16 protein-coding genes and 1 pseudogene are annotated in these 17,764 nt (G+C 59.3%); 9 read left to right on the forward strand and 8 right to left on the reverse strand.

Annotated features, from left to right (window positions below; genetic code table 11):
• Positions 1-40: 40 nt before the first annotated feature.
• Both DFO57_RS10675 and dkgA read right to left on the reverse strand, forming a co-directional pair.
• Positions 41-976, reverse strand: a complete 936-nt coding sequence (locus tag DFO57_RS10675) for a flagellin (protein WP_014594627.1) — start codon at positions 974-976, stop codon at positions 41-43.
• Between the two features lie 503 nt (positions 977-1,479).
• Positions 1,480-2,307: a 2,5-didehydrogluconate reductase DkgA gene (dkgA, locus tag DFO57_RS10680; RefSeq protein ID WP_014594626.1), complete on the reverse strand. Its 828-nt coding sequence runs from the start codon at positions 2,305-2,307 to the stop codon at positions 1,480-1,482.
• Between the two features lie 192 nt (positions 2,308-2,499).
• On the opposite strand from dkgA, the gene DFO57_RS10685 reads away from it, so the two are divergent.
• Positions 2,500-3,408 carry an AraC family transcriptional regulator gene (locus DFO57_RS10685; protein ID WP_014605038.1) on the forward strand — a complete coding sequence of 303 codons (909 nt, stop codon included), beginning with the start codon at positions 2,500-2,502 and terminating at the stop codon, positions 3,406-3,408.
• Between the two features lie 12 nt (positions 3,409-3,420).
• On the opposite strand, the gene DFO57_RS10690 is transcribed toward DFO57_RS10685, so the two are convergent.
• The 3 genes from DFO57_RS10690 to DFO57_RS10700 all read right to left on the reverse strand — a co-directional run bounded on the left by DFO57_RS10690 (position 3,421) and on the right by DFO57_RS10700 (position 6,375).
• Positions 3,421-4,083, reverse strand: a complete 663-nt coding sequence (locus tag DFO57_RS10690) for a DedA family protein (RefSeq protein WP_013027223.1) — start codon at positions 4,081-4,083, stop codon at positions 3,421-3,423.
• 217 nt (positions 4,084-4,300) lie between these two features.
• A complete protein-coding gene (gene metC / locus DFO57_RS10695; RefSeq protein WP_013027222.1) occupies positions 4,301-5,491 on the reverse strand; it encodes a cystathionine beta-lyase in 1,191 nt (396 codons plus the stop codon).
• Between the two features lie 77 nt (positions 5,492-5,568).
• On the reverse strand, positions 5,569-6,375 hold the full coding sequence (locus tag DFO57_RS10700; RefSeq protein ID WP_013027221.1) for an IclR family transcriptional regulator C-terminal domain-containing protein: 807 nt from the start codon (positions 6,373-6,375) through the stop codon (positions 5,569-5,571).
• A gap of 186 nt (positions 6,376-6,561) precedes the next feature.
• Here DFO57_RS10700 and DFO57_RS10705 point away from each other — a divergent pair, with 186 nt between their 5' ends.
• The 6 genes and pseudogenes from DFO57_RS10705 to pcaC all read left to right on the forward strand — a co-directional run bounded on the left by DFO57_RS10705 (position 6,562) and on the right by pcaC (position 11,611).
• The gene (locus tag DFO57_RS10705; RefSeq protein WP_014594624.1) at positions 6,562-7,251 is read left to right on the forward strand and encodes a 3-oxoacid CoA-transferase subunit A; all 690 of its coding nucleotides are present in this window, start codon (positions 6,562-6,564) and stop codon (positions 7,249-7,251) included.
• 10 nt (positions 7,252-7,261) lie between these two features.
• The gene (locus DFO57_RS10710; protein ID WP_013027219.1) at positions 7,262-7,915 is read left to right on the forward strand and encodes a 3-oxoacid CoA-transferase subunit B; all 654 of its coding nucleotides are present in this window, start codon (positions 7,262-7,264) and stop codon (positions 7,913-7,915) included.
• Positions 7,916-7,925: 10 nt separating this feature from the next.
• Entirely contained in the window at positions 7,926-9,128 is a 1,203-nt protein-coding gene (gene pcaF / locus DFO57_RS10715; RefSeq protein WP_014605039.1) for a 3-oxoadipyl-CoA thiolase, read from the forward strand.
• 3 nt (positions 9,129-9,131) lie between these two features.
• Positions 9,132-10,472 (forward strand): 3-carboxy-cis,cis-muconate cycloisomerase, encoded by a 1,341-nt coding sequence (locus DFO57_RS10720; protein ID WP_014605040.1) that lies wholly within the window; start codon positions 9,132-9,134, stop codon positions 10,470-10,472.
• Positions 10,469-11,224: pseudogene (gene pcaD / locus DFO57_RS22870) on the forward strand (3-oxoadipate enol-lactonase); the annotation flags it as partial. The gene DFO57_RS10720 and the pseudogene pcaD, both read left to right, overlap by 4 nt.
• A complete protein-coding gene (pcaC, locus tag DFO57_RS22875) occupies positions 11,225-11,611 on the forward strand; it encodes a 4-carboxymuconolactone decarboxylase (RefSeq protein WP_210497953.1) in 387 nt (128 codons plus the stop codon).
• A gap of 9 nt (positions 11,612-11,620) precedes the next feature.
• Here pcaC and DFO57_RS10730 read toward each other — a convergent pair whose 3' ends face one another.
• Genes DFO57_RS10730 through pcaH form a run of 3 tightly spaced genes read right to left on the reverse strand, consistent with a single transcriptional unit; the run spans position 11,621 to position 13,971 of the window.
• Positions 11,621-12,553 (reverse strand): LysR substrate-binding domain-containing protein, encoded by a 933-nt coding sequence (locus DFO57_RS10730; RefSeq protein ID WP_028715803.1) that lies wholly within the window; start codon positions 12,551-12,553, stop codon positions 11,621-11,623.
• Between the two features lie 60 nt (positions 12,554-12,613).
• Entirely contained in the window at positions 12,614-13,234 is a 621-nt protein-coding gene (gene pcaG / locus DFO57_RS10735) for a protocatechuate 3,4-dioxygenase subunit alpha (RefSeq protein WP_013027214.1), read from the reverse strand.
• On the reverse strand, positions 13,231-13,971 hold the full coding sequence (pcaH, locus tag DFO57_RS10740; protein ID WP_024471045.1) for a protocatechuate 3,4-dioxygenase subunit beta: 741 nt from the start codon (positions 13,969-13,971) through the stop codon (positions 13,231-13,233). The genes pcaG and pcaH overlap by 4 nt, the downstream gene beginning before the upstream one ends.
• Positions 13,972-14,199: 228 nt before the next feature.
• Between pcaH and DFO57_RS10745 the strand changes: the two genes are divergently transcribed.
• Complete coding sequence (locus DFO57_RS10745; RefSeq protein ID WP_014594619.1) at positions 14,200-16,092, forward strand: bifunctional sugar phosphate isomerase/epimerase/4-hydroxyphenylpyruvate dioxygenase family protein; 1,893 nt, start codon at positions 14,200-14,202, stop codon at positions 16,090-16,092.
• A gap of 284 nt (positions 16,093-16,376) precedes the next feature.
• The gene (locus DFO57_RS10750; RefSeq protein WP_014605042.1) at positions 16,377-17,753 is read left to right on the forward strand and encodes an aromatic acid/H+ symport family MFS transporter; all 1,377 of its coding nucleotides are present in this window, start codon (positions 16,377-16,379) and stop codon (positions 17,751-17,753) included.
• The last annotated feature ends 11 nt before the right edge of the window (positions 17,754-17,764 follow it).

Here is a 17,764-nt window from a genome sequence, read left to right on the forward strand (position 1 = left end):
ACAGGGCAGGAGAGCCTCTCCTGCCCGTGCCCTTCGGAGATTAAAACCGAAGAAGCTGCAGCATCAACTGGGGCATCTGGTTGGCCTGAGCCAGCATCGCTACGCCGGCCTGCTGTAAAATCTGCGCCTGTGACAGCGCCGATACTTCTGTCGCGTAATCAACATCCTCTATCCGGCTCCGTGCGGCAGTGAGGTTGGTCACCATGCTCCCCAGGTTGGCGATAGCGGACTGAAAGCGGTTCTGGTCTGCCCCCATCATGCTGCGTTGCGTGTCAACGAACTGAATCGCCCGGTCAATATCAGTCAGAGGCGAGTTCCCCGTCGCTGTCCCGTTCGCTCCGCCAGTCACTGCGCCTTTCAGAACGTCAAAACCCTCTGCGGCAACCGTACGTGCGGCCCCGTTAACGGTATCACCTGATGTCATCTGCCGGACGTTGAGCGTGGTGCCGGTTGTTCCCGCTTTTAGCAGGTTGTACCGGTCACTCGAATCAATATCGATGCTGATGGTTTCACCGTCTTCCGCACCGACCTGAAAGCGATACTCGGACGCACCCGATCCGGTATTCAGCACCTTAATGCCATTGAAATCCGTTTGCGCCGTAATGCGGTTAATTTCCTCCATGCGCTGGTTCACTTCGGTCTGAATCGAGTCGATATCCGCAGCGGAGTTGCTTCCATTTTGTGCCTGTACCGTGAGGTCGCGTATACGTTGCAGGTTGTTGTTTATTTCATCGAGCGCGCCCTCAGCGGTTTGTGACAGCGAAATACCCTCACCGGCGTTTCGGGTGGCAACCGTCATTCCGTTGATCCTTGAGGTCAGACGGTTAGCTATCGCCATCCCGGCAGCATCATCTTTAGCGCTGTTAATGCGGAGTCCGGAAGAGAGGCGTTCAATGGCCGTCGACATCGCGTTTTGCGAAAGGAAAAGGTCATTCTGAACGATCAATGACAGGATATTGGTATTGATAACCGACATGACAGGCTCCTGGGTTGATAACGTTACGCTTTACTTCACTGCGCCTTAATGCCGCGAACCCTTGAACGGGGGTGGGCGGGCAGCAGAGCCAGGCTAAAAGATCATAACGTTAATCATTATCACCCCGGTTATCAGACCGGCACAGTCAGTCAGCCCGGCGGTGTGTTGCAAAGCGTGACGCGCTAACAGGAAACGGAGCCACCAGCAGGCTGAGCCCGTTTTTAAACGGCACAGATAACCGTATTGCTGGCGGATAAGGCAAGGTTTTAGAGGGGGGATTTGACTTAACGAGGCGCAGGATGTGGCGATGTGCTGGCGAGCCGCTCATCTTGTGCCGGAGAAGACGAATGCGTCTGACGCAGGCTGATCATCAATGATGTCCTTTGACACAGATTTTAAAAAATCTTAAAACTCCCCGCTCCCGCGCAGCCATAAAAAAAGCCTCCCCCAGCCGGGAGAGGCGATGCGTACCCACTCTCTTGTTAAGTCGAGGCAGGCGATGGTCAGCCGTTGAACGTATCCGGGTCAGGCCCCAGGCGATTACCGCTGTCCAGCTTCGCAATCTCGCTCATTTCCGTCTTATCCAGACGGAAATCAAACACCTTGAAATTTTCTTCAATGCGCGCAGGCGTGACGGATTTAGGGATCACCACCAGGCCGCTGTCCAGGTGCCAGCGGATGACGATTTGCGCCGGGGTTTTACCGTATTTTTTCGCCAGCGATTTGATGATGTCCTGATCGAATACGCCTTCACCGCCCTGGGCCAGCGGACTCCAGGATTCAGTCTGAATCTGGTGCATGGCGTTCCAGGCATGGAGCGTGCGCTGTTGCAGCATGGGATGCAGCTCGATCTGGTTGATGACCGGAGTCACGCCCGTCTCTTCCAGCAGCCGCTTCAGGTGCGGCTGATTAAAGTTGCACACGCCGATGCTCTTCACCAGGCCCTGCTGCTGCAGCGCGATCATGTGTTTCCAGGCTTCAACGTAGTGATCATTCTCTGGACACGGCCAGTGCATCAGATAGAGGTCAACCTGATCCAGCTTGAGTTTTTCCAGGCTGGTTTCCAGCGCCTGCTGAACGTTTTGCTGGTCGCTGTTCCACAGCTTGGTCGTGACAAAGATATCGTCACGCGCGACCTCCGTTTCCTGTAGCGCCTGACCTATGGCTTCTTCATTTTTATACGCGGCGGCGGTATCAATTGAGCGATAGCCGACCTCCAGCGCTTTCAGCACGGCATGACGGGCATCTTCGACGCTGGCTTGCCACACGCCAAGTCCCAGTTGCGGCATCATGTTACCATCGTGCAGTTTGATAATGGGTTGGTCTGCCATAACATGCTCCTTACATTTGCAGTAAACCAGTGAATCCTCGCTGTGCTTAAGTCTAGCTAACAATTTTCAGGCTGCCTGTGAACCGCACAGGATAACCCTGCCTGATCCTGTAAACTTCTTGCCTGATTCTCCATTTTGCTGGCGAATTAACCAGGCGCGCGGCAAACTGCTGTTTTATTTTCTGGAGTGATTATGCCTCACGACGCATTGTGCCAACGTCTGGCTCAGCAGGTGGTCACGCTGATGACACATGGCCGTCACCAGCGCTGTCCGGTAGAAAACGTTTCTTTGATTTACGCCGATCAGTATCGTCCGCGCACGCCCATCATGTATCAGCCGGGCATCGTCATTCTGTTTCAGGGCGGTAAAACCGGCTATCTCGGCAGTACGGTTTTTCAGTACGACGCCACAAAATATTTAATGCTGACCGTGCCCTTGCCGGTCGAATGCGAAACCTGGGCCTCACCGGAGCAGCCGTTGGCCGGAATGTGTTTACGCGTGGACACGGCCAGTCTGCAGGATCTGCTGATGGATATAGGTGACGACGAAGGGTTTCAGCCACAGCCGCTCACCTCCGGTATTCACTCCGGCTGGTTAACCGAGCCCATGTTGTGTGCCGCAGAACGCCTGCTGGATGTGATGACGCAGCCGCGCGATGCGCGCGTGCTGGGGCCGCATATTGTGCGGGAGATTATTTATTACGTGCTGACCGGGCCGATAGGCGGCGCGCTGCTCTCGCTGGTGAGTCGGCAGACGCAGTTCAGCCAGATCGCCCGCGCGCTGCGCCGCATTGAGAATCACTATGCCGATAACCTCAGCGTGGATGCGCTGGCGGCGGAAGTGAACATGAGCGTGTCGGCGTTTCACCATAACTTTAAGGCCGTCACGCAGACGTCGCCGTTACAGTACCTTAAACGTTATCGTCTGCATCAGGCGCGGTTGCTGATGTTGCACGATGGCCTGAAAGCCAGCGTGGCGGCCGTGCGGGTTGGCTATGAAAGTCCGTCGCAATTTTCGCGTGAGTTTAAACGCTATTTTGGCGTGACGCCGGGAGAGGAAGTGAATCGGGTGCGCCAGACGGTGGCCGAACCGCCCGCCTGACGCTACCCGCTGTCAGGCGTGTTTCTGGCGACGTTTTTTCCAGATCACGATGACGCTGCCGACCAGGCCGACCACCAGTAGCACCATCGGCAGTATCATCAGGATCGCCATGACCTGATCTTCATGACGTTTGATAAAGGGCACCTGGCTGATACCGTAACCCAGCGTGACCACGATGCCGACCCAGAGCAGGCCGCTGAGCCAGTTAAACAGCTGGAAACGGGCATTAGACAGTCCGGAAATGCCCGCCATGGTAGGCAACAGGGTACGAATAAACGCCAGAAAGCGGCCAACCAGAAGCGCCATCAGACCATGGCGGTTGAACATATTCCAGGCGCGTTGATGATATTGCGCCGGCAGCTGCATCAGCCAGCTCTTCACCAGCTTCGTGTTGCCCAGCCAGCGCCCCTGCAGATAACTCAGCCAGCAGCCCAGACTGGCGGCGACCGTGAGTATCACCAGCGTCGGGAAAAAGTCCATCACGCCTTTAGCCACCATGGCACCGGCCAGTAGCAAGAGGCTGTCGCCAGGCAAAAAAGAGGCAGGTAACAAACCATTTTCCAGGAATAGCGTCATAAACATTACGCTGTAAACGATCCAGACCACTTCTGGATTGGCCAGCGCGGCAAAGTCCTGATGCCAAAGCGCGTGCACAATCTCGTGTAAAACACCCATTAGCTATCCCATTACGTCAAAATGAAACTCAATTGTTCTGTTCAGACCTGGCTGACCTCTTACTTCCCACCACAGCATTGCGCGGTGAAGGGGTAAAATGTTGCGGTTCTTCTGCTGACTGAACACTTTTTTATAGATCGAATGTTAACAGCTAACCAGCCATGACCGGGTGTAATATCACGACGGTCGGCGCCTGGTTTATATCATGTTTACTATTTTAGCGCGTCAGGCGATCAAAGCCTGCCTCAAGATCGACCAGCAGATCATCGACATGCTCAAGACCAATGTGGAGCCGTATCAGCGTCCCCTCAAAGTCAACGCCACCGGCCGGGCGAATGGCCGCTAACTCTTCGGGCTGGTTGGCTAAAATCAGTGACTCATATCCACCCCAGGAATAAGCCATGCTGAAGTGATGAAAATGGTCGAGATAATTCGCCAGCTGTTCACGGCTCAGTTTTTGCCGCAGCACGAATGAAAATAAACCGCTGCTGCCGGTGAAGTCACGCTGCCAGAATGCATGCCCGCGGCACGAGGGCAGCGCCGGATGGTTAACCCGCGCCACTTCAGGGCGCGCAGAAAGCCACTCTGCGACCTGCAGCGCACTCTCTTCATGCTGGCGCAGGCGCACGCCCAGCGTACGTAAGCCACGGCTTGCCATGTAAGCCGTATCGGCATCCACCATCTGGCCCATCAGGTAGCTGTTTTCGCGCAGTTGGTCCCAGCAGCGGGCGTTGGCGACAGCGGTGCCAATCATGGCGTCACTGTGGCCGATCAGGTATTTCGTTCCAGCCTGAATAGAAATATCCACGCCCAGGGCCAGTGGGCTGAACAGCACGCCTGCCGCCCAGGTGTTGTCGATCATAATGATGGCGTCTGGCGCTTTAGCGCGTATCGCCGCAACGATAGCCGGCACGTCCTGCACTTCCATGGTGATGGAGGCAGGAGATTCCAGGAAAACCACGCGGGTGTTAGGCTGAACCAGCGCGGCGATGTCGTGACCAATACAGTGATCAAACCAGGTGGTCGAGACCTGGAGCTTGCTGAGTATTTTTGTGCAGAAGTCCTGAGTCGGTTCGTAAACGGCGCCGCTCATTAAAATGTGGTCGCCCGCTTCGACAAACGCGAGGATGGCATTGGAGACGGCTGCCGCGCCGCAAGGATAGAGAACACAGCCCGCGCCGCCTTCCAGCTCCGTCATGGCATCCTGCAAGGCGAAATGCGTCAGGGTGCCGCGACGGCCGTAAAACAGTTCGCCTTTCGCGCGCCCTGCGGTGGCCCGTTTTTTCTCTGCAACGCTATCGAAAACCAGTGAAGAGGCTCGCTGAATGACCGCATTCACCGAGCCTTGGGTATAACGCTTGTTGCGTCCAGCGCTGACGAGGGTGGTATCAATTTTTTTCGTGGTCATAACTCTCTACTTTGCCGCTTGCAACTCAGCCTTCACGTTACCACGAATTTTGTAGCGACGTTGAGGGGCAAAACAGATTATTGACGCAGCAGCAGAGAGATTTCCCGGGCCGCCTCCTGCAGCAGCGGCAAATGGTGCTGGCGCAGCGTATCGGCAGAAACCTGCCCGGCATGCACGCCCACGTTGAGCGCGGCCACTATTCGGCCCCCCGGCGCGCTGAGCGGCACGGCGAGAGATCGCAGCCCGATTTCCAGTTCCTGATCGTTAATGGCGTAGCCCTGCTGCCTGACGCGTGCCAGTTCTTCACGCAGCGCGCTGCTGCTTACCAGCGTATGACTGGTATAACGCAGCTGGGTCAAGCGCGCCAGGTAATCGTTAAGCGGTTCACTGGCCAGGCCGCTTAACAGCACTCTTCCCATGGAGGTGGTGCTGGCAGGCAGGCGGCTGCCGATGTGCAGGTCAATCGTCATAATGCGCGATGCCGACGCACGGGCGATGTAGAGAATGTCGTCCCCGTCCAGTACCGCCATCGAACAGGACTCGTTCAGCGTCTGGCTGAGCTGACGCAAAACCGGCTGCGAGGCGCTGGCAAGCGGCGTTGCGCCTAACCAGTTGTGGCCGAGAGAGAGCACGCGCGGACGCAGTTCAAAGTTTTTGCCATCCTCCGCATACACAAACCCCAGCTTGCTCAGCGTATACAGACAGCGCCGCACGGCCGCACGGGGAATGCCCGTACGCTGACTGATTTGCGACACGGACATCAGGCGGCGCTGTGGCGTAAACGCCTGTAGCACTTCCAGTCCCCGCGCCAGGGAGGCCATAAAATTGGGATCGCCTTTCCAGGGATCGCTGTTACCGCGCAGTCGTTGTTGTTCATCCGTCATGGTTTTCTCCTGTCAGTGGCTTGATGCACGCACGCCTGTGTGCGCGATCACAATGTCCTGTTTTATCCCGTCAGTGACCGATAATCGCACACTATTTCGATTATCGGTATTGTTTGCTGTCACAGAGCGATCTACTTTTTGGCTATTCACGACAAGCCGGCCTGTGCCGGGCGAAAGGAAGAGCAGATGATCGATAAAAGTGTGGCAACGCTGGCAGAGGCCGTTGCGGTGATACCGGACGGGGCCAGCATCATGATTGGCGGATTTGGACCCGCAGGCCAGCCCCTGGAGCTGATTGATGCGCTGATTGACCATGGCGTGCGCGGGCTGACGGTGATCAGCAACAACGCGGGCAACGGCGAAAGTGGCCTGGCCGCGCTGCTGAAGGCCGGCTGTGTTGAGAAGATGATTTGCTCTTTTCCCCGCCAGGTCGATTCCTGGGTGTTCGACGAACGCTATCGCCGGGGAGAAATTGCACTGGAGCTGGTGCCGCAGGGCAACCTTGCCGCCAGAATGCAGGCGGCAGGGAGCGGGCTGGGGGGGATTTTCACGCCAACCGCCTTTGGTACACCGCTGGCGGAGGGCAAAGAAACCCGTGAAATCGACGGTCGTCATTACGTATTTGAAAAGCCGCTCAAGGCTGATTTTGCCCTGATCAAAGCGCATCAGGGCGACCGCTGGGGCAACCTTGTTTACCGCAAAGCGGCACGAAATTTTGGTCCGGTGATGGCCATGGCCGCTACGACCACGATTGCGCAGGTGGCAGAACTGGTGCCGCTCGGCCAGCTCGATCCTGAAAACGTCGTCACGCCGGGTATTTTTGTGCAGCGGCTGGTGGCCGTGGCTAATCCCGTGACCCTGACCCTTTCCGCCTGAGGAGTAGGCTATGCAAAAACTCACCCGAGACCAACTGGCACAGCGCGTGGCGCGCGATATTCCTGAGGGCGCCTACGTCAATTTGGGCATCGGCCTGCCCACCCGCATTGCCAACTATCTGCCTGCAGATAAAGAGATCTTCCTGCACAGCGAGAATGGGCTCCTCGGCATGGGGCCCGCTCCCGTCGCCGGAGAGGAGGATCCAGAGCTGATCAACGCCGGGAAAGAGCAGGTAACGCTGCTGCCTGGCGGCTGTTTTTTCCACCACGGCGACTCGTTTGCCATGATGCGCGGCGGGCATCTGGATATCTGCGTGATGGGGGCCTATCAGGTGTCTGTCGGCGGCGATCTGGCTAACTGGAGCACTGGGGCGCAAGACGCGATTCCTGCGGTAGGCGGGGCGATGGATCTCGCCATCGGCGCGCGCAAAGTCTATGTGATGATGGATTACCTGACCAAAAAAGGGGAGTGCAAGCTGGTCAAACAGTGCAGCTATCCGCTTACCGGTCTGGGCTGCGTCAGTCGCCTCTATACCGATATGGCCGTGATCGATATTACCCCACAGGGCCCGCTGGTGGTGGAGTGCTGCCCCGGGCTGAGTTTTGATGCGCTGCAGGCGTTAACGCCGGTGCGTTTATTGCAACCTGAACTGGCTACCGCCTGAGGAGAAGCTGATGCAACAGGCGTTTATCTGCGATGCACTCCGTACGCCCTTTGGCCGTTACGCGGGCGCGCTTGCCAGCCTGCGTGCTGACGATCTGGCTGCTTTACCCTTAGCGGCGCTGTTAGCCCGCCAGCCGGCTTCGGTGGCGCAGGCTATTGACGATGTGATTTACGGCTGCGCAAATCAGGCGGGAGAAGACAACCGTAACGTGGCGCGCATGGCGCTGTTACTGGCCGGGCTGCCGTCCAGCGTGCCGGGCACCACGCTCAACCGTTTGTGCGGCTCGGGGCTGGATGCCATCGGCACGGCCGCCCGGGCGATCAAATGCGGTGAGGCCGAAATAATGATAGCGGGCGGCGTGGAGAGCATGTCGCGCGCGCCCTTTGTGACCGGCAAAGCAGACAGCGCGTTTAGCCGTTCCCTGAAAATGGAAGACACGACGATGGGATGGCGCTTCATCAACCCGCAGATGCGCGCTCGCTTTGGTGTCGAAACCATGCCGGAAACGGCAGAAAACGTAGCGCGTGATTTCGCTATCAGCCGCGCCGATCAGGATGCTTTTGCCCTACGTAGTCAGTTGCGTACCGCCCGGGCGCAGGAAATGGGCCTGTTTAGTGACGAACTGATGGCGGTGAGCATCCCGCAGCGCAAAGGCGAAGCCCTGAACGTCACCTGTGACGAGCATCCGCGCAGCACCTCGCTGGCGGCGCTGGCAGGCCTGAAAGGCGTGGTCAGCCCGGACGGCAGCGTGACGGCGGGTAACGCATCGGGCATTAACGATGGGGCCTGCGCCTTGCTGCTGGCGAGCGAGAACGCGGCGGCAGAACATGGACTGACACCGCTGGTGCGGATTGTGGCGATGGCGGCCTGTGGCGTGGAGCCGCGCATTATGGGCTATGGTCCGGTGCCTGCCGTGCGTAAAGTGCTGGCTCAGAGTGGCCTGACGCTGGCGCAAATGGACGTGATCGAATTAAATGAGGCTTTCGCTGCCCAGGCGCTGGCGGTGACGCGCGCACTGGGACTGGCCGATGATGCTGCCCATGTGAATCCCAACGGCGGCGCGATTGCGCTGGGACATCCGCTGGGCGCGTCAGGCGGCAGGCTGGCCATGACCGCAGCGTATCAGCTGCGGCGCACGGGCGGCCGTTACGCGCTGTGCACCATGTGCGTGGGCGTGGGGCAAGGCATCGCACTCATTCTGGAACGGGTATAACCAATGTCTCTTTACCGCGCCATGTTTATGGCCTCTCCCCTTGACGACTGCTTTAGCGATACGGCGTTGTTACAGGGAATGCTGGATTTCGAAGCCGGGCTGGCACAGGCGCTGGCCACGGCAGGCGTGATCGATCACGCCGCCGCTCACTGTATTCAGGCCTGTTGCCAGGCGCAGGCGATCGATACGGCGGCGCTGACGCAGGCGGCGGGCCTGGCGGGCAACCTGGCGATTCCGCTGGTTAAACAGCTCACTGCCGTGGTTGCGGCGACGTCGCCCGAGGCCGCGCGCTATGTGCACTGGGGCGCAACCAGTCAGGATGCGATCGACAGCGGACTGATGCTGCAACTGCGCACCGCGCTTAACGACACGGCTTCGCTGCTGGATCGGCTGATTGCCGCCCTGACGATTCAGTGCGAGCGGCACAGCACGACGCTGATGGTCGGCCGGACCTGGCTGCAGCACGCGCTGCCGGTGACGTTAGGCCTGAAGCTGGCGGGCACGCTGGATGCGCTGGTGCGTTTTCGTGCGCGACTGGCGGCCATGCGGCCGCGGGTGCTGGCGCTGCAGTTTGGCGGGGCGGCGGGCACGCTGGCATCCCTGGGGGAAAAGGGCGAACGCGTCGAGCAGGCGTTGTCTGATGTGCTGGCGCTGCCGCGAAGCGCTACGCCCTGGCATGCGCAGCGCGACAGAATCACCGAGCTGGCGGGCTGGTATGCCGGTCTTACCGGTACGCTGGGCAAGCTGGCCCGGGACATGTCGCTTCTGATGCAGAGCGAAGTCGGCGAAGTCAGTGAACCCCTGGCGCCGGGGCGCGGGGGATCTTCTACCATGCCGCACAAACGTAACCCGGTGCTCAGCGCGGCGATTCTCAGCGCGGCCAACCGGGTGCCGGCCCTGATGTCAGGTCTGTATGCCGGTCAGGTTCAGGAGCACGAGCGTGCGCTGGGCGGCTGGCAGGCCGAGTGGCAGAGCCTGCCGCAGCTGATTATGCTCAGCGGCGCGGCGCTGGTACACAGCACAGAGCTGATCGACGGACTGGAAGTCCATGAAGAAGCCATGCAACGCAATCTCGGCCTGACACAGGGGCTCATCATGGCGGAAGCGGTCACGCTGGCGCTGGCAGACGCGCTGGGACGGCAGCAGGCCCATCATCATATTGAACAGTGCTGCCGTCGGGCGCTGGCGACGCAGCAGCGTTTGCTGACCGTCCTGTGCGCGGATGAAACCGTTGCCGCGCACCTGAGTCGGCCCGAACTAGAGAGGCTGCTCGATCCGGCGAACGCCACGGGCAGCGCGTCACGCTTTATTCACCAGGTTTTAGCGGCTGCGAGGGCCACATGATGCTGCATTACATACTTGAGGGGCCAGACGATGCCCCGGTGATTTTATTCAGTAACTCCTTAGGCACAACGTCCGAGATGTGGCAGCCGCAGCGTGATGCGCTGATAGGGACGTATCGCCTTTTACGTTACGACGTTCCCGGCCACGGTGCTTCGGCACCGAACGGACAAACCCGCTCGCTGGAACAGCTGGGGATGGCGGTCCTGTCGCTGCTGGACCAACTGGGCATCGACAGGGTGCACTTCTGCGGCATTTCAATGGGCGGGCTGACCGGACTCTGGCTGGCGCGTTTTCATCCGCAACGCCTGATCACGCTCACGATCGCCAACAGCGCGGCAAAGATCGGCGAGTCGGCCGCCTGGCGAGAGCGGGCCGCGCAGGCTCGTCAGTACGGCATGGCCGCCATTGCAGAGGGCGCGGCGGCACGCTGGTTTACCCCGGCCTTCTGTGAACGTGCGCCTGCGACGGTAAACCATCTGGTATCCCAGCTCAGCGCCTGTGACGCCGACAGCTACGCTGACTGTTGTGAAGCCCTGGCGACAGCCGATTTGCGCCACGAACTGGCGGCGATTTCGTTACCCGTGCTGGTGATTGCCGGGCGTGACGACAGGGTTACGACCCTGGCCGATGCAGACAGCATGGTTGAACAGATCCCGGGTGCGCAGCGTGTCGTGCTGCCCGCCTCGCACTTGTCCAGCGTCGAGGTCTGGCTGGCGTTTAACCGCGCGCTGCAGCCTTTTATTGACGCACAGCTGACCCAGCAGCAGCGCTACCAGCAGGGCATGACCGTACGCCGGGCGGTGCTCGGCGACGCCCACGTTGAGCGGACGCTCGAAAACCTGTCGCCGCTGAATGACGAATTCCAGAACTTTATCAGCCGCTACGCCTGGGGCGAGATCTGGACCCGTCCCGGCCTGACTCGCCACACGCGCAGCCTGATCACCATCGGCATGCTGATTGCGCTCAACCGCGAAGCGGAGCTGAAGATGCACCTGCGGGCCGCGTTCAATAACGGCGTCAGCCGGGATGAAATCAAAGAGTTGCTGATGCACGCTGCGCTCTACTGCGGCCTGCCAGCATCCAACGCCGCGTTCCATCTGGCGCAGAGCGTTTTCGATGAGCAGGACAGCGCCCAGTAAACTGCGCTGTCAGACAGGCACGTCCAGCACCCGTTGCCGCAAGGCCGCCACCAGCTGCAGCTGCTCGGGTGGTGGCGCGTGCTGCTGGCGGGTCAGGATGCCGACCGCCTCAGCCATCCCCTGGCTGGGAAGCGGCAACGTGCGTAGCTGGTTGCTGGTCAGGTCGTCGCGCACCGCGCCGTAGGGCACCAGCCAGACGTAGCCGTGACTCAGCGTCAGACGGCGCGCCAGCGTGGTTGACAGGGTTTCCACTGCGCCATCCGGTAATCTCAGGCCATGGCTTGTCATCAGCGATTCGGCATTCTGGCGCGGCACCGTACCGCGTGGAGACAGGATCAGCGGCCAGCTCAGGGCTTCAGCCAGCGTTACGCCAGCATGCAGCAGAGGATGATGTGGGGCCACAACCAGACGCAGGGTTTCCAGATACAGCAGCTCGAAGTTCAGGCCATCCATCAATACGGGTTCGGCCATGCGCCCAATCCCCAGCGCCATCTGCCCTGATTTTATCCCCATCAGCAACGCATCATTCGCCAGCGTGCTGACCTGAATGCGCCAGCCCGGATAGTGCTGCTGCAGGCCAGCTAGTACCGGCGCCACCACGCTGACAATGGCGGTAGGCAGTGCGCCGATGTGCATCGGTCCGGGCTGCGGCACACTGCCGGGACGCATCACCTGGTCCACAATATTCAGCGCATCAAGAATACGGATGGCATCGTGCAGGAATCGCGTGCCGCTGGCGGTGAGTTCCGTCCCCTGGCGGCTGCGCAGCAACAGCGGCTCACCGGCAAGGTATTCGAGTTCGTTGAGGGTCTTGGACAGGGCGGGCTGGGTAATCCCCAGATGGAGCGCGGCGCGCCCCAGCGTCCCCTGCTGTGCAGTGGCCACAAAAGCGTGAAGATGGCGCACGCGCACGCGCTGACTAAACCGGGAAACCCTATCCATGACTCATGTTATGAATTTGCCGCCGAAGCGGCAAGGACATTGTCGTGGGCAGATTAAGGTTCAGACATCAAAGAACACGGTTTCGTTTTCACCCTGCAGCCAGATATCGAACCGGTAGACCGTCTCGTCGCCGCGCTGTTCACGCCGCGCCAGCAAGGTGCGACGTCGCTTCTCCCATTCGATCACATTCAGCACCGGATCGGCGTCATTTGCCGCCTGTTCATCGGCGAAGTAGAGCCGGGTGTTCAGTCCGATGTTAATGCCGCGCGCCACAATCCACAGGTTAAGATGCGGCGCCATGGGGCGACCGTCGCGCCCGGTCACGCTACCGGGTTTGATCGTTTTGATACGCCAGATCCCGCTGTCGAAGTCGGAGCAGGTCCGTCCCCAGCCACGAAACGCCGGGTCCAGCGGCTTATCGTGCTGCCGATCGGCGGGATGGTTGTAACGCCCTTCGGCATTCGCCTGCCACACTTCAATCAGCACGTCGCGCACCGGCGTGCCGGAACCGTCGTAAACGCAGCCTTCTACCACAATGCGCTCGCCGCGCGTTTCCGGCTGGGTCAGCACCTCACTGAAGTTGTTTTCAAAAATGTCGAAGCCCGCCGCATGGGGCGCCAGACCAATGTGCACATAAGGTCCGGCGGTTTGTGACGCCGTTTCGGCAAGATAGCGTTTCATGATGCCGCCCCCTGAGTGCGGTTTTCGAACCAGGTTGCGCGGTGCCCGCGCAGGACCAGGTCAAAGCGGTAGGCCAGGCAGTCCAGTGGCACGGCAGAGTGGGTATCCAGCTCGGCAATCAGCGTGCGCACGGCCGCTTCGCTGCCGACTGACTGAACAATGGGACAGCGGCCGATCAGCGGATCGCCCTCGAAATACATCTGGGTAATCAGGCGCTGGGCAAAGGCTTCGCCAGAGAGTGAGAAATGAATATGCGCCGGACGCCAGTCACTCACCTGATTCCGCCACGGGTAGGGACCGGGCTTAATGGTGCGGAAGCAGTAGTAGCCGTTATCGTCGGTCAGCATGCGACCGCACCCGCCAAAATTTGGATCGATGGGCGCAAGATACTGATCTTTTTTGTGACGATAGCGCCCCCCGGCATTGGCCTGCCATACCTCAACCAGCGCGTTGCGCACCGGCTGACCAAATGCATCCCGCACGTAGCCATGCACAATAATCCGTTCGCCGATGGGTAAACCCTCTTTGGCGTAATTGAGGATAAGGTCACTGTCTCGTGGTCCGAGTTCCTGCTGGGTGAACACCGGTGCCGTGATTTCGGATAGCGAATTCTGCAAAGAAATCAGTGCATTGCGTGGCGAGCGCAGCAGACTTGTTTTATACAAAGGCGCAAGCGCCGGTGGGTGATCACGATAGTCACGATGAACCAGTTCGCGGGCGGGCCAGTCATTTTTCATCCAGGCATCCTTATTATTTTCGGTACAGAGCGGGAAGTGTAGGAAGCGCAACTTGTAAAAGAAAAGTGAAAAATCGTCGGCTTTGTCATAACCAAAAATCATGACCAGTTACACATTGACGAAATGTTCCAACTGGTTCATAACAATTGCCAATCTCCGTTAGCAGAATGCCTCGCTGCTGACCGGCTGCTTTAAGGTCACCCCGTGACCGCTTATCAGGAGGCAACAATGAAACGTTCTGTCGCAACGGTCTCGGTATCGGGCACGCTGCCGGAAAAACTGCGAGCAATTGCCGCCGCAGGCTTCGATGGCGTTGAAATTTTCGATAACGATCTGGTCTATTATCCCGGCTCACCCGTGGAAATCCGCCAGCTGTGTGAAGCGCTCGGGCTGGAAATCTTGCTGTTTCAACCTTTCCGCGACTTCGAAGGCGGCCCCCGTGACAGGCTGGCGCAAAACCTGGCGCGCGCGGCGCGCAAGTTTGAGGTCATGCAACAGCTGGGCTGTCAGCGGATGCTGGTCTGCAGCAATGTCTCACCGGACTGCAGTGACGACTTCGCCACACAGGTCAGCGATCTCACCGCTCTGGCAGAGCTGGCGGCTGAGCACGGTATTACTCTCGGTTATGAGGCGCTGGCCTGGGGACGACACGTCAGCCTGTGGCGCGACGCCTGGGCCCGCGTCAAGGCCGTCAACCATCCCGCGCTGGGGATCGTGCTCGACAGTTTTCATATTCTGTCGCGCGGCGACAGCCTGGACGGGCTGGAAGCGGTCCCGACGGAGAAAATTGTGTTCGTACAGCTGGCGGATGCACCGCTGCTAAAAATGGATGTGCTGTCGTGGAGTCGCCACTTCCGCTGTTTTCCCGGCCAGGGCGAATTCAATCTGACTCAGTTTATGACGCAACTGTCGGCGCATGGCTACCGGGATGCCTGGTCGCTGGAAATTTTCAACGATGGATTCCGCGCCTCACCGGTGGTGCCTACCGCGCAGGATGGTTATCGATCGCTGCTGTGGCTGGAGGAGCAAACCCGTGACTGGCTGGTTGGACAGCCGCTGCTGCCGAGCGCGCTGGCCTCCCTGGCCGGGGAAGGGCTGTTCCACTCTGCGCCCCAGCCGCCGCTGTTGTCGCTGGAGTTCATCGAGTTTGCCGTCAGCCACAATGACGCTTTGGCACTCGGACAGTGGCTGACGCAGCTTGGGCTGGTTCATGCGGGCGATCATCGCTCCAAGCAGGTGTCGCTGTATCGTAACGGCAAGGTGCATGTGATTCTGAATGCGCAGCCGGAGAGCCAGGCCAGCGGGTATTATCATCAGCACGGTATTTCGCTGTGTGCGGTGGCCTGGCGGGTTCGCGGGGTCGATAAGCTGATCACGCGCGCGCAGGATTACGGTTACGCCATCTGGCAGGGGGAAACCGGCCCCAACGAACGCCAGATCCCGGCGTTATGTGCGCCTGACGGCAGCCTGATTTATCTGGTGGAAGATGAGCCTGCCGGTCAGGACGGCTACCACAGCGACTTCCACTTAACGCACCGCGCCGCGCCCCAGCCTGCGATGCAGACCATCGACCATCTGGCGATTGCCCTGCCGGATGATACGCGCGATAACTGGATTATGTTCCTGCGTAGCGTGCCGGGTTTTGTGCAGGATACCGAGTGGGAACTGCCCGATCCGCTGGGGCTGGTGCGTAGCCGCGTGCTGCGAAGCCCCAACGATGCGATTCGCCTGCCGCTAAACATGTCGGTCAGTCGGGAAACCCAGATAGCCCGCGCTTTAACGACCTATCAGGGCGCAGGTTTGCAGCACGTCGCCTTTGGCTGTGACGATCTGTTCAGTGCGGTAAAGGCCGCGCGCGAACGTGGGCTGAAAACCTTGCACATTCCCGATAACTATTATCAGGACCTGATGGCGCGTTTCGATCTCGACGCCGATTTTCTGGCGCAGCTCCAGCGTTACGATGTGCTGTACGATCGAGACGAACAGGGCGGGGAGCTGCTGCACGTCTATACGCTTCCCTATGAAAAGGGCCGCTTCTTCTTTGAGCTGCTGGAACGACGTGGCGGCTATCGTGGCTTTGGCGCGGCCAATGCTCCCGTGCGGCTGACCGCCATGCGGTAAGACGTTAATGGGCCAGTTTCGCTGGCCCGCTATCCTGCTCAGACCGCTTTTCTGCCTGTTCTCGCCCGCTCAAATCCGCCCGATCCCGCTCACAATCCTTTGCCGATAACGGAACCCATGCTGCCAGAAAAATTGTCTTTTTTAACAATCTATTAACGCAGGGTTGGCGTTTAATTCGCGCATAATCGTGCGATAAACGCACAAAATTTCGATTATCGCCGTTTAACGCATTACAGCGCCTGCATATAGTAACCCCACATTACGTATTTCACCGGAGAGTCACCGTGGCGGAAAGCAAAGCAATTGATGTTCGGGCGTTAATCGACAGCCGCCCGCTGGGGATGTGGCAAAAAATGGTGGTGCTTTTTGGCTTCTGCATCATCGCCCTCGATGGGTTTGATATTGCCATCATGGGGTTCATTGCACCTGAACTGAAAGCGGACTGGGGCATCACCAATCGCGAACTGGGGCTGATCATCAGCGCTGCCCTGGTGGGGCTGGCGCTGGGCGCAATGCTCTCCGGCCCGCTGTCAGACAGGCTGGGTCGCAAAGTCGTGATTATTAACAGCGTGTTCTTTTTTGGCGCCTGGACGCTGATAACCGCCTTTTCGCAAAATATGGAACAGATGATCCTGTTCCGTTTTCTGACCGGTCTGGGATTAGGCGCGGCGATGCCCAACGTGGGCACGCTGGTGGCCGAGTTTGCTCCTGCCAGACGACGGGCATTCCTTATCACCGTGGTGTTTTGTGGCTTCACGTTTGGCGCAGCGCTGGGTGGCTTTGCCGCCTCCTGGCTGATGCCGCACTTCGGCTGGCATTCTGTCCTGATGCTGGGCGGGATCCTGCCAATGCTGTTCGTGCCGTTACTGCTCTGGGCGCTGCCGGAATCGGTGTGCTTTTTAGTGGTAAGGCGTGCCGCCAGCAAAAAAATTCACCGTATTCTGGCTAAGCTGGCACCAGATCTGGATCTGCAGCAGTGCAGCGTCGAACTGCCGCCGGTCAGCAAGGCCAGGGCGCAGCCGGTAAAAGTCGTACTCAATGACCAGTACCGGTTTGGCAGCCTGATGCTGTGGGGCGCCTATTTTACCGCACTGTTTTTATTCTATACCCTGGGCAGCTGGCTCCCCATGCTGATCAAGGATAACGGTTTTGACGTGGTGCAGGCCGCCATTATCACGGCTCTGTTCCAGGCGGGCGGAACCTGCGGTTCGCTGTTTTCGGGCTGGCTGATGGACAGGATTGAATCGCACCGGGCGCTGTCGATGATTTACGGCGCGGGCGCGCTGTTCACGGTGGGGATGGGATTTTCGCTGGCGCACCCGGTGCTGCTGGGCGGTTGCGCCATGATGATCGGCTTCTGCATCGGTGGCGCTAACACGGGAATGAATGCGCTTTCGGCCAGCTTTTATCCCACCGAGGCGCGTGCAACGGGCTCCAGCTGGATGCACGGCGTAGGGCGCATCGGGGCCATTCTCAGCGCGCTGGTGGGGGCAGAGATGCTGGCGCTGGGCTGGGGGTTCGCCACTATTTTCGCCGTGCTGGCCATCCCGGCCCTGTTAACGGTGGCGATGATAACGGCCAAGGGGCGCAGTCAGCAGCGCCGGGCGGGCGAAAGAAGCACGCCTTCCCGCTGGGGGATAAGCCCTGGCGATATCCGCTAATCACCCGCCAC

Origin of the sequence: Pantoea sp. AG702 (genome assembly GCF_003182295.1) — a bacterium.
GTDB lineage: Bacteria > Pseudomonadota > Gammaproteobacteria > Enterobacterales > Enterobacteriaceae > Pantoea > Pantoea ananatis.

What these genes read in the sequence shown, in the direction of transcription:
- dkgA (WP_014594626.1), bottom strand. Translation starts at nt 2,307, where the DNA reads ATGGCAGACCAACCCATTATCAAACTGCACGATGGTAACATGATGCCG.
- DFO57_RS10700 (WP_013027221.1), bottom strand. Translation starts at nt 6,375, where the DNA reads ATGACGGATGAACAACAACGACTGCGCGGTAACAGCGATCCCTGGAAA.
- DFO57_RS10690 (WP_013027223.1), bottom strand. Translation starts at nt 4,083, where the DNA reads ATGGGTGTTTTACACGAGATTGTGCACGCGCTTTGGCATCAGGACTTT.
- metC (WP_013027222.1), bottom strand. Translation starts at nt 5,491, where the DNA reads ATGACCACGAAAAAAATTGATACCACCCTCGTCAGCGCTGGACGCAAC.
- DFO57_RS10705 (WP_014594624.1), top strand. Translation starts at nt 6,562, where the DNA reads ATGATCGATAAAAGTGTGGCAACGCTGGCAGAGGCCGTTGCGGTGATA.
- DFO57_RS10685 (WP_014605038.1), top strand. Translation starts at nt 2,500, where the DNA reads ATGCCTCACGACGCATTGTGCCAACGTCTGGCTCAGCAGGTGGTCACG.
- pcaF (WP_014605039.1), top strand. Translation starts at nt 7,926, where the DNA reads ATGCAACAGGCGTTTATCTGCGATGCACTCCGTACGCCCTTTGGCCGT.
- DFO57_RS10675 (WP_014594627.1), bottom strand. Translation starts at nt 976, where the DNA reads ATGTCGGTTATCAATACCAATATCCTGTCATTGATCGTTCAGAATGAC.
- DFO57_RS10745 (WP_014594619.1), top strand. Translation starts at nt 14,200, where the DNA reads ATGAAACGTTCTGTCGCAACGGTCTCGGTATCGGGCACGCTGCCGGAA.
- DFO57_RS10720 (WP_014605040.1), top strand. Translation starts at nt 9,132, where the DNA reads ATGTCTCTTTACCGCGCCATGTTTATGGCCTCTCCCCTTGACGACTGC.
- pcaH (WP_024471045.1), bottom strand. Translation starts at nt 13,971, where the DNA reads ATGAAAAATGACTGGCCCGCCCGCGAACTGGTTCATCGTGACTATCGT.
- DFO57_RS10710 (WP_013027219.1), top strand. Translation starts at nt 7,262, where the DNA reads ATGCAAAAACTCACCCGAGACCAACTGGCACAGCGCGTGGCGCGCGAT.
- DFO57_RS10730 (WP_028715803.1), bottom strand. Translation starts at nt 12,553, where the DNA reads ATGGATAGGGTTTCCCGGTTTAGTCAGCGCGTGCGCGTGCGCCATCTT.
- pcaG (WP_013027214.1), bottom strand. Translation starts at nt 13,234, where the DNA reads ATGAAACGCTATCTTGCCGAAACGGCGTCACAAACCGCCGGACCTTAT.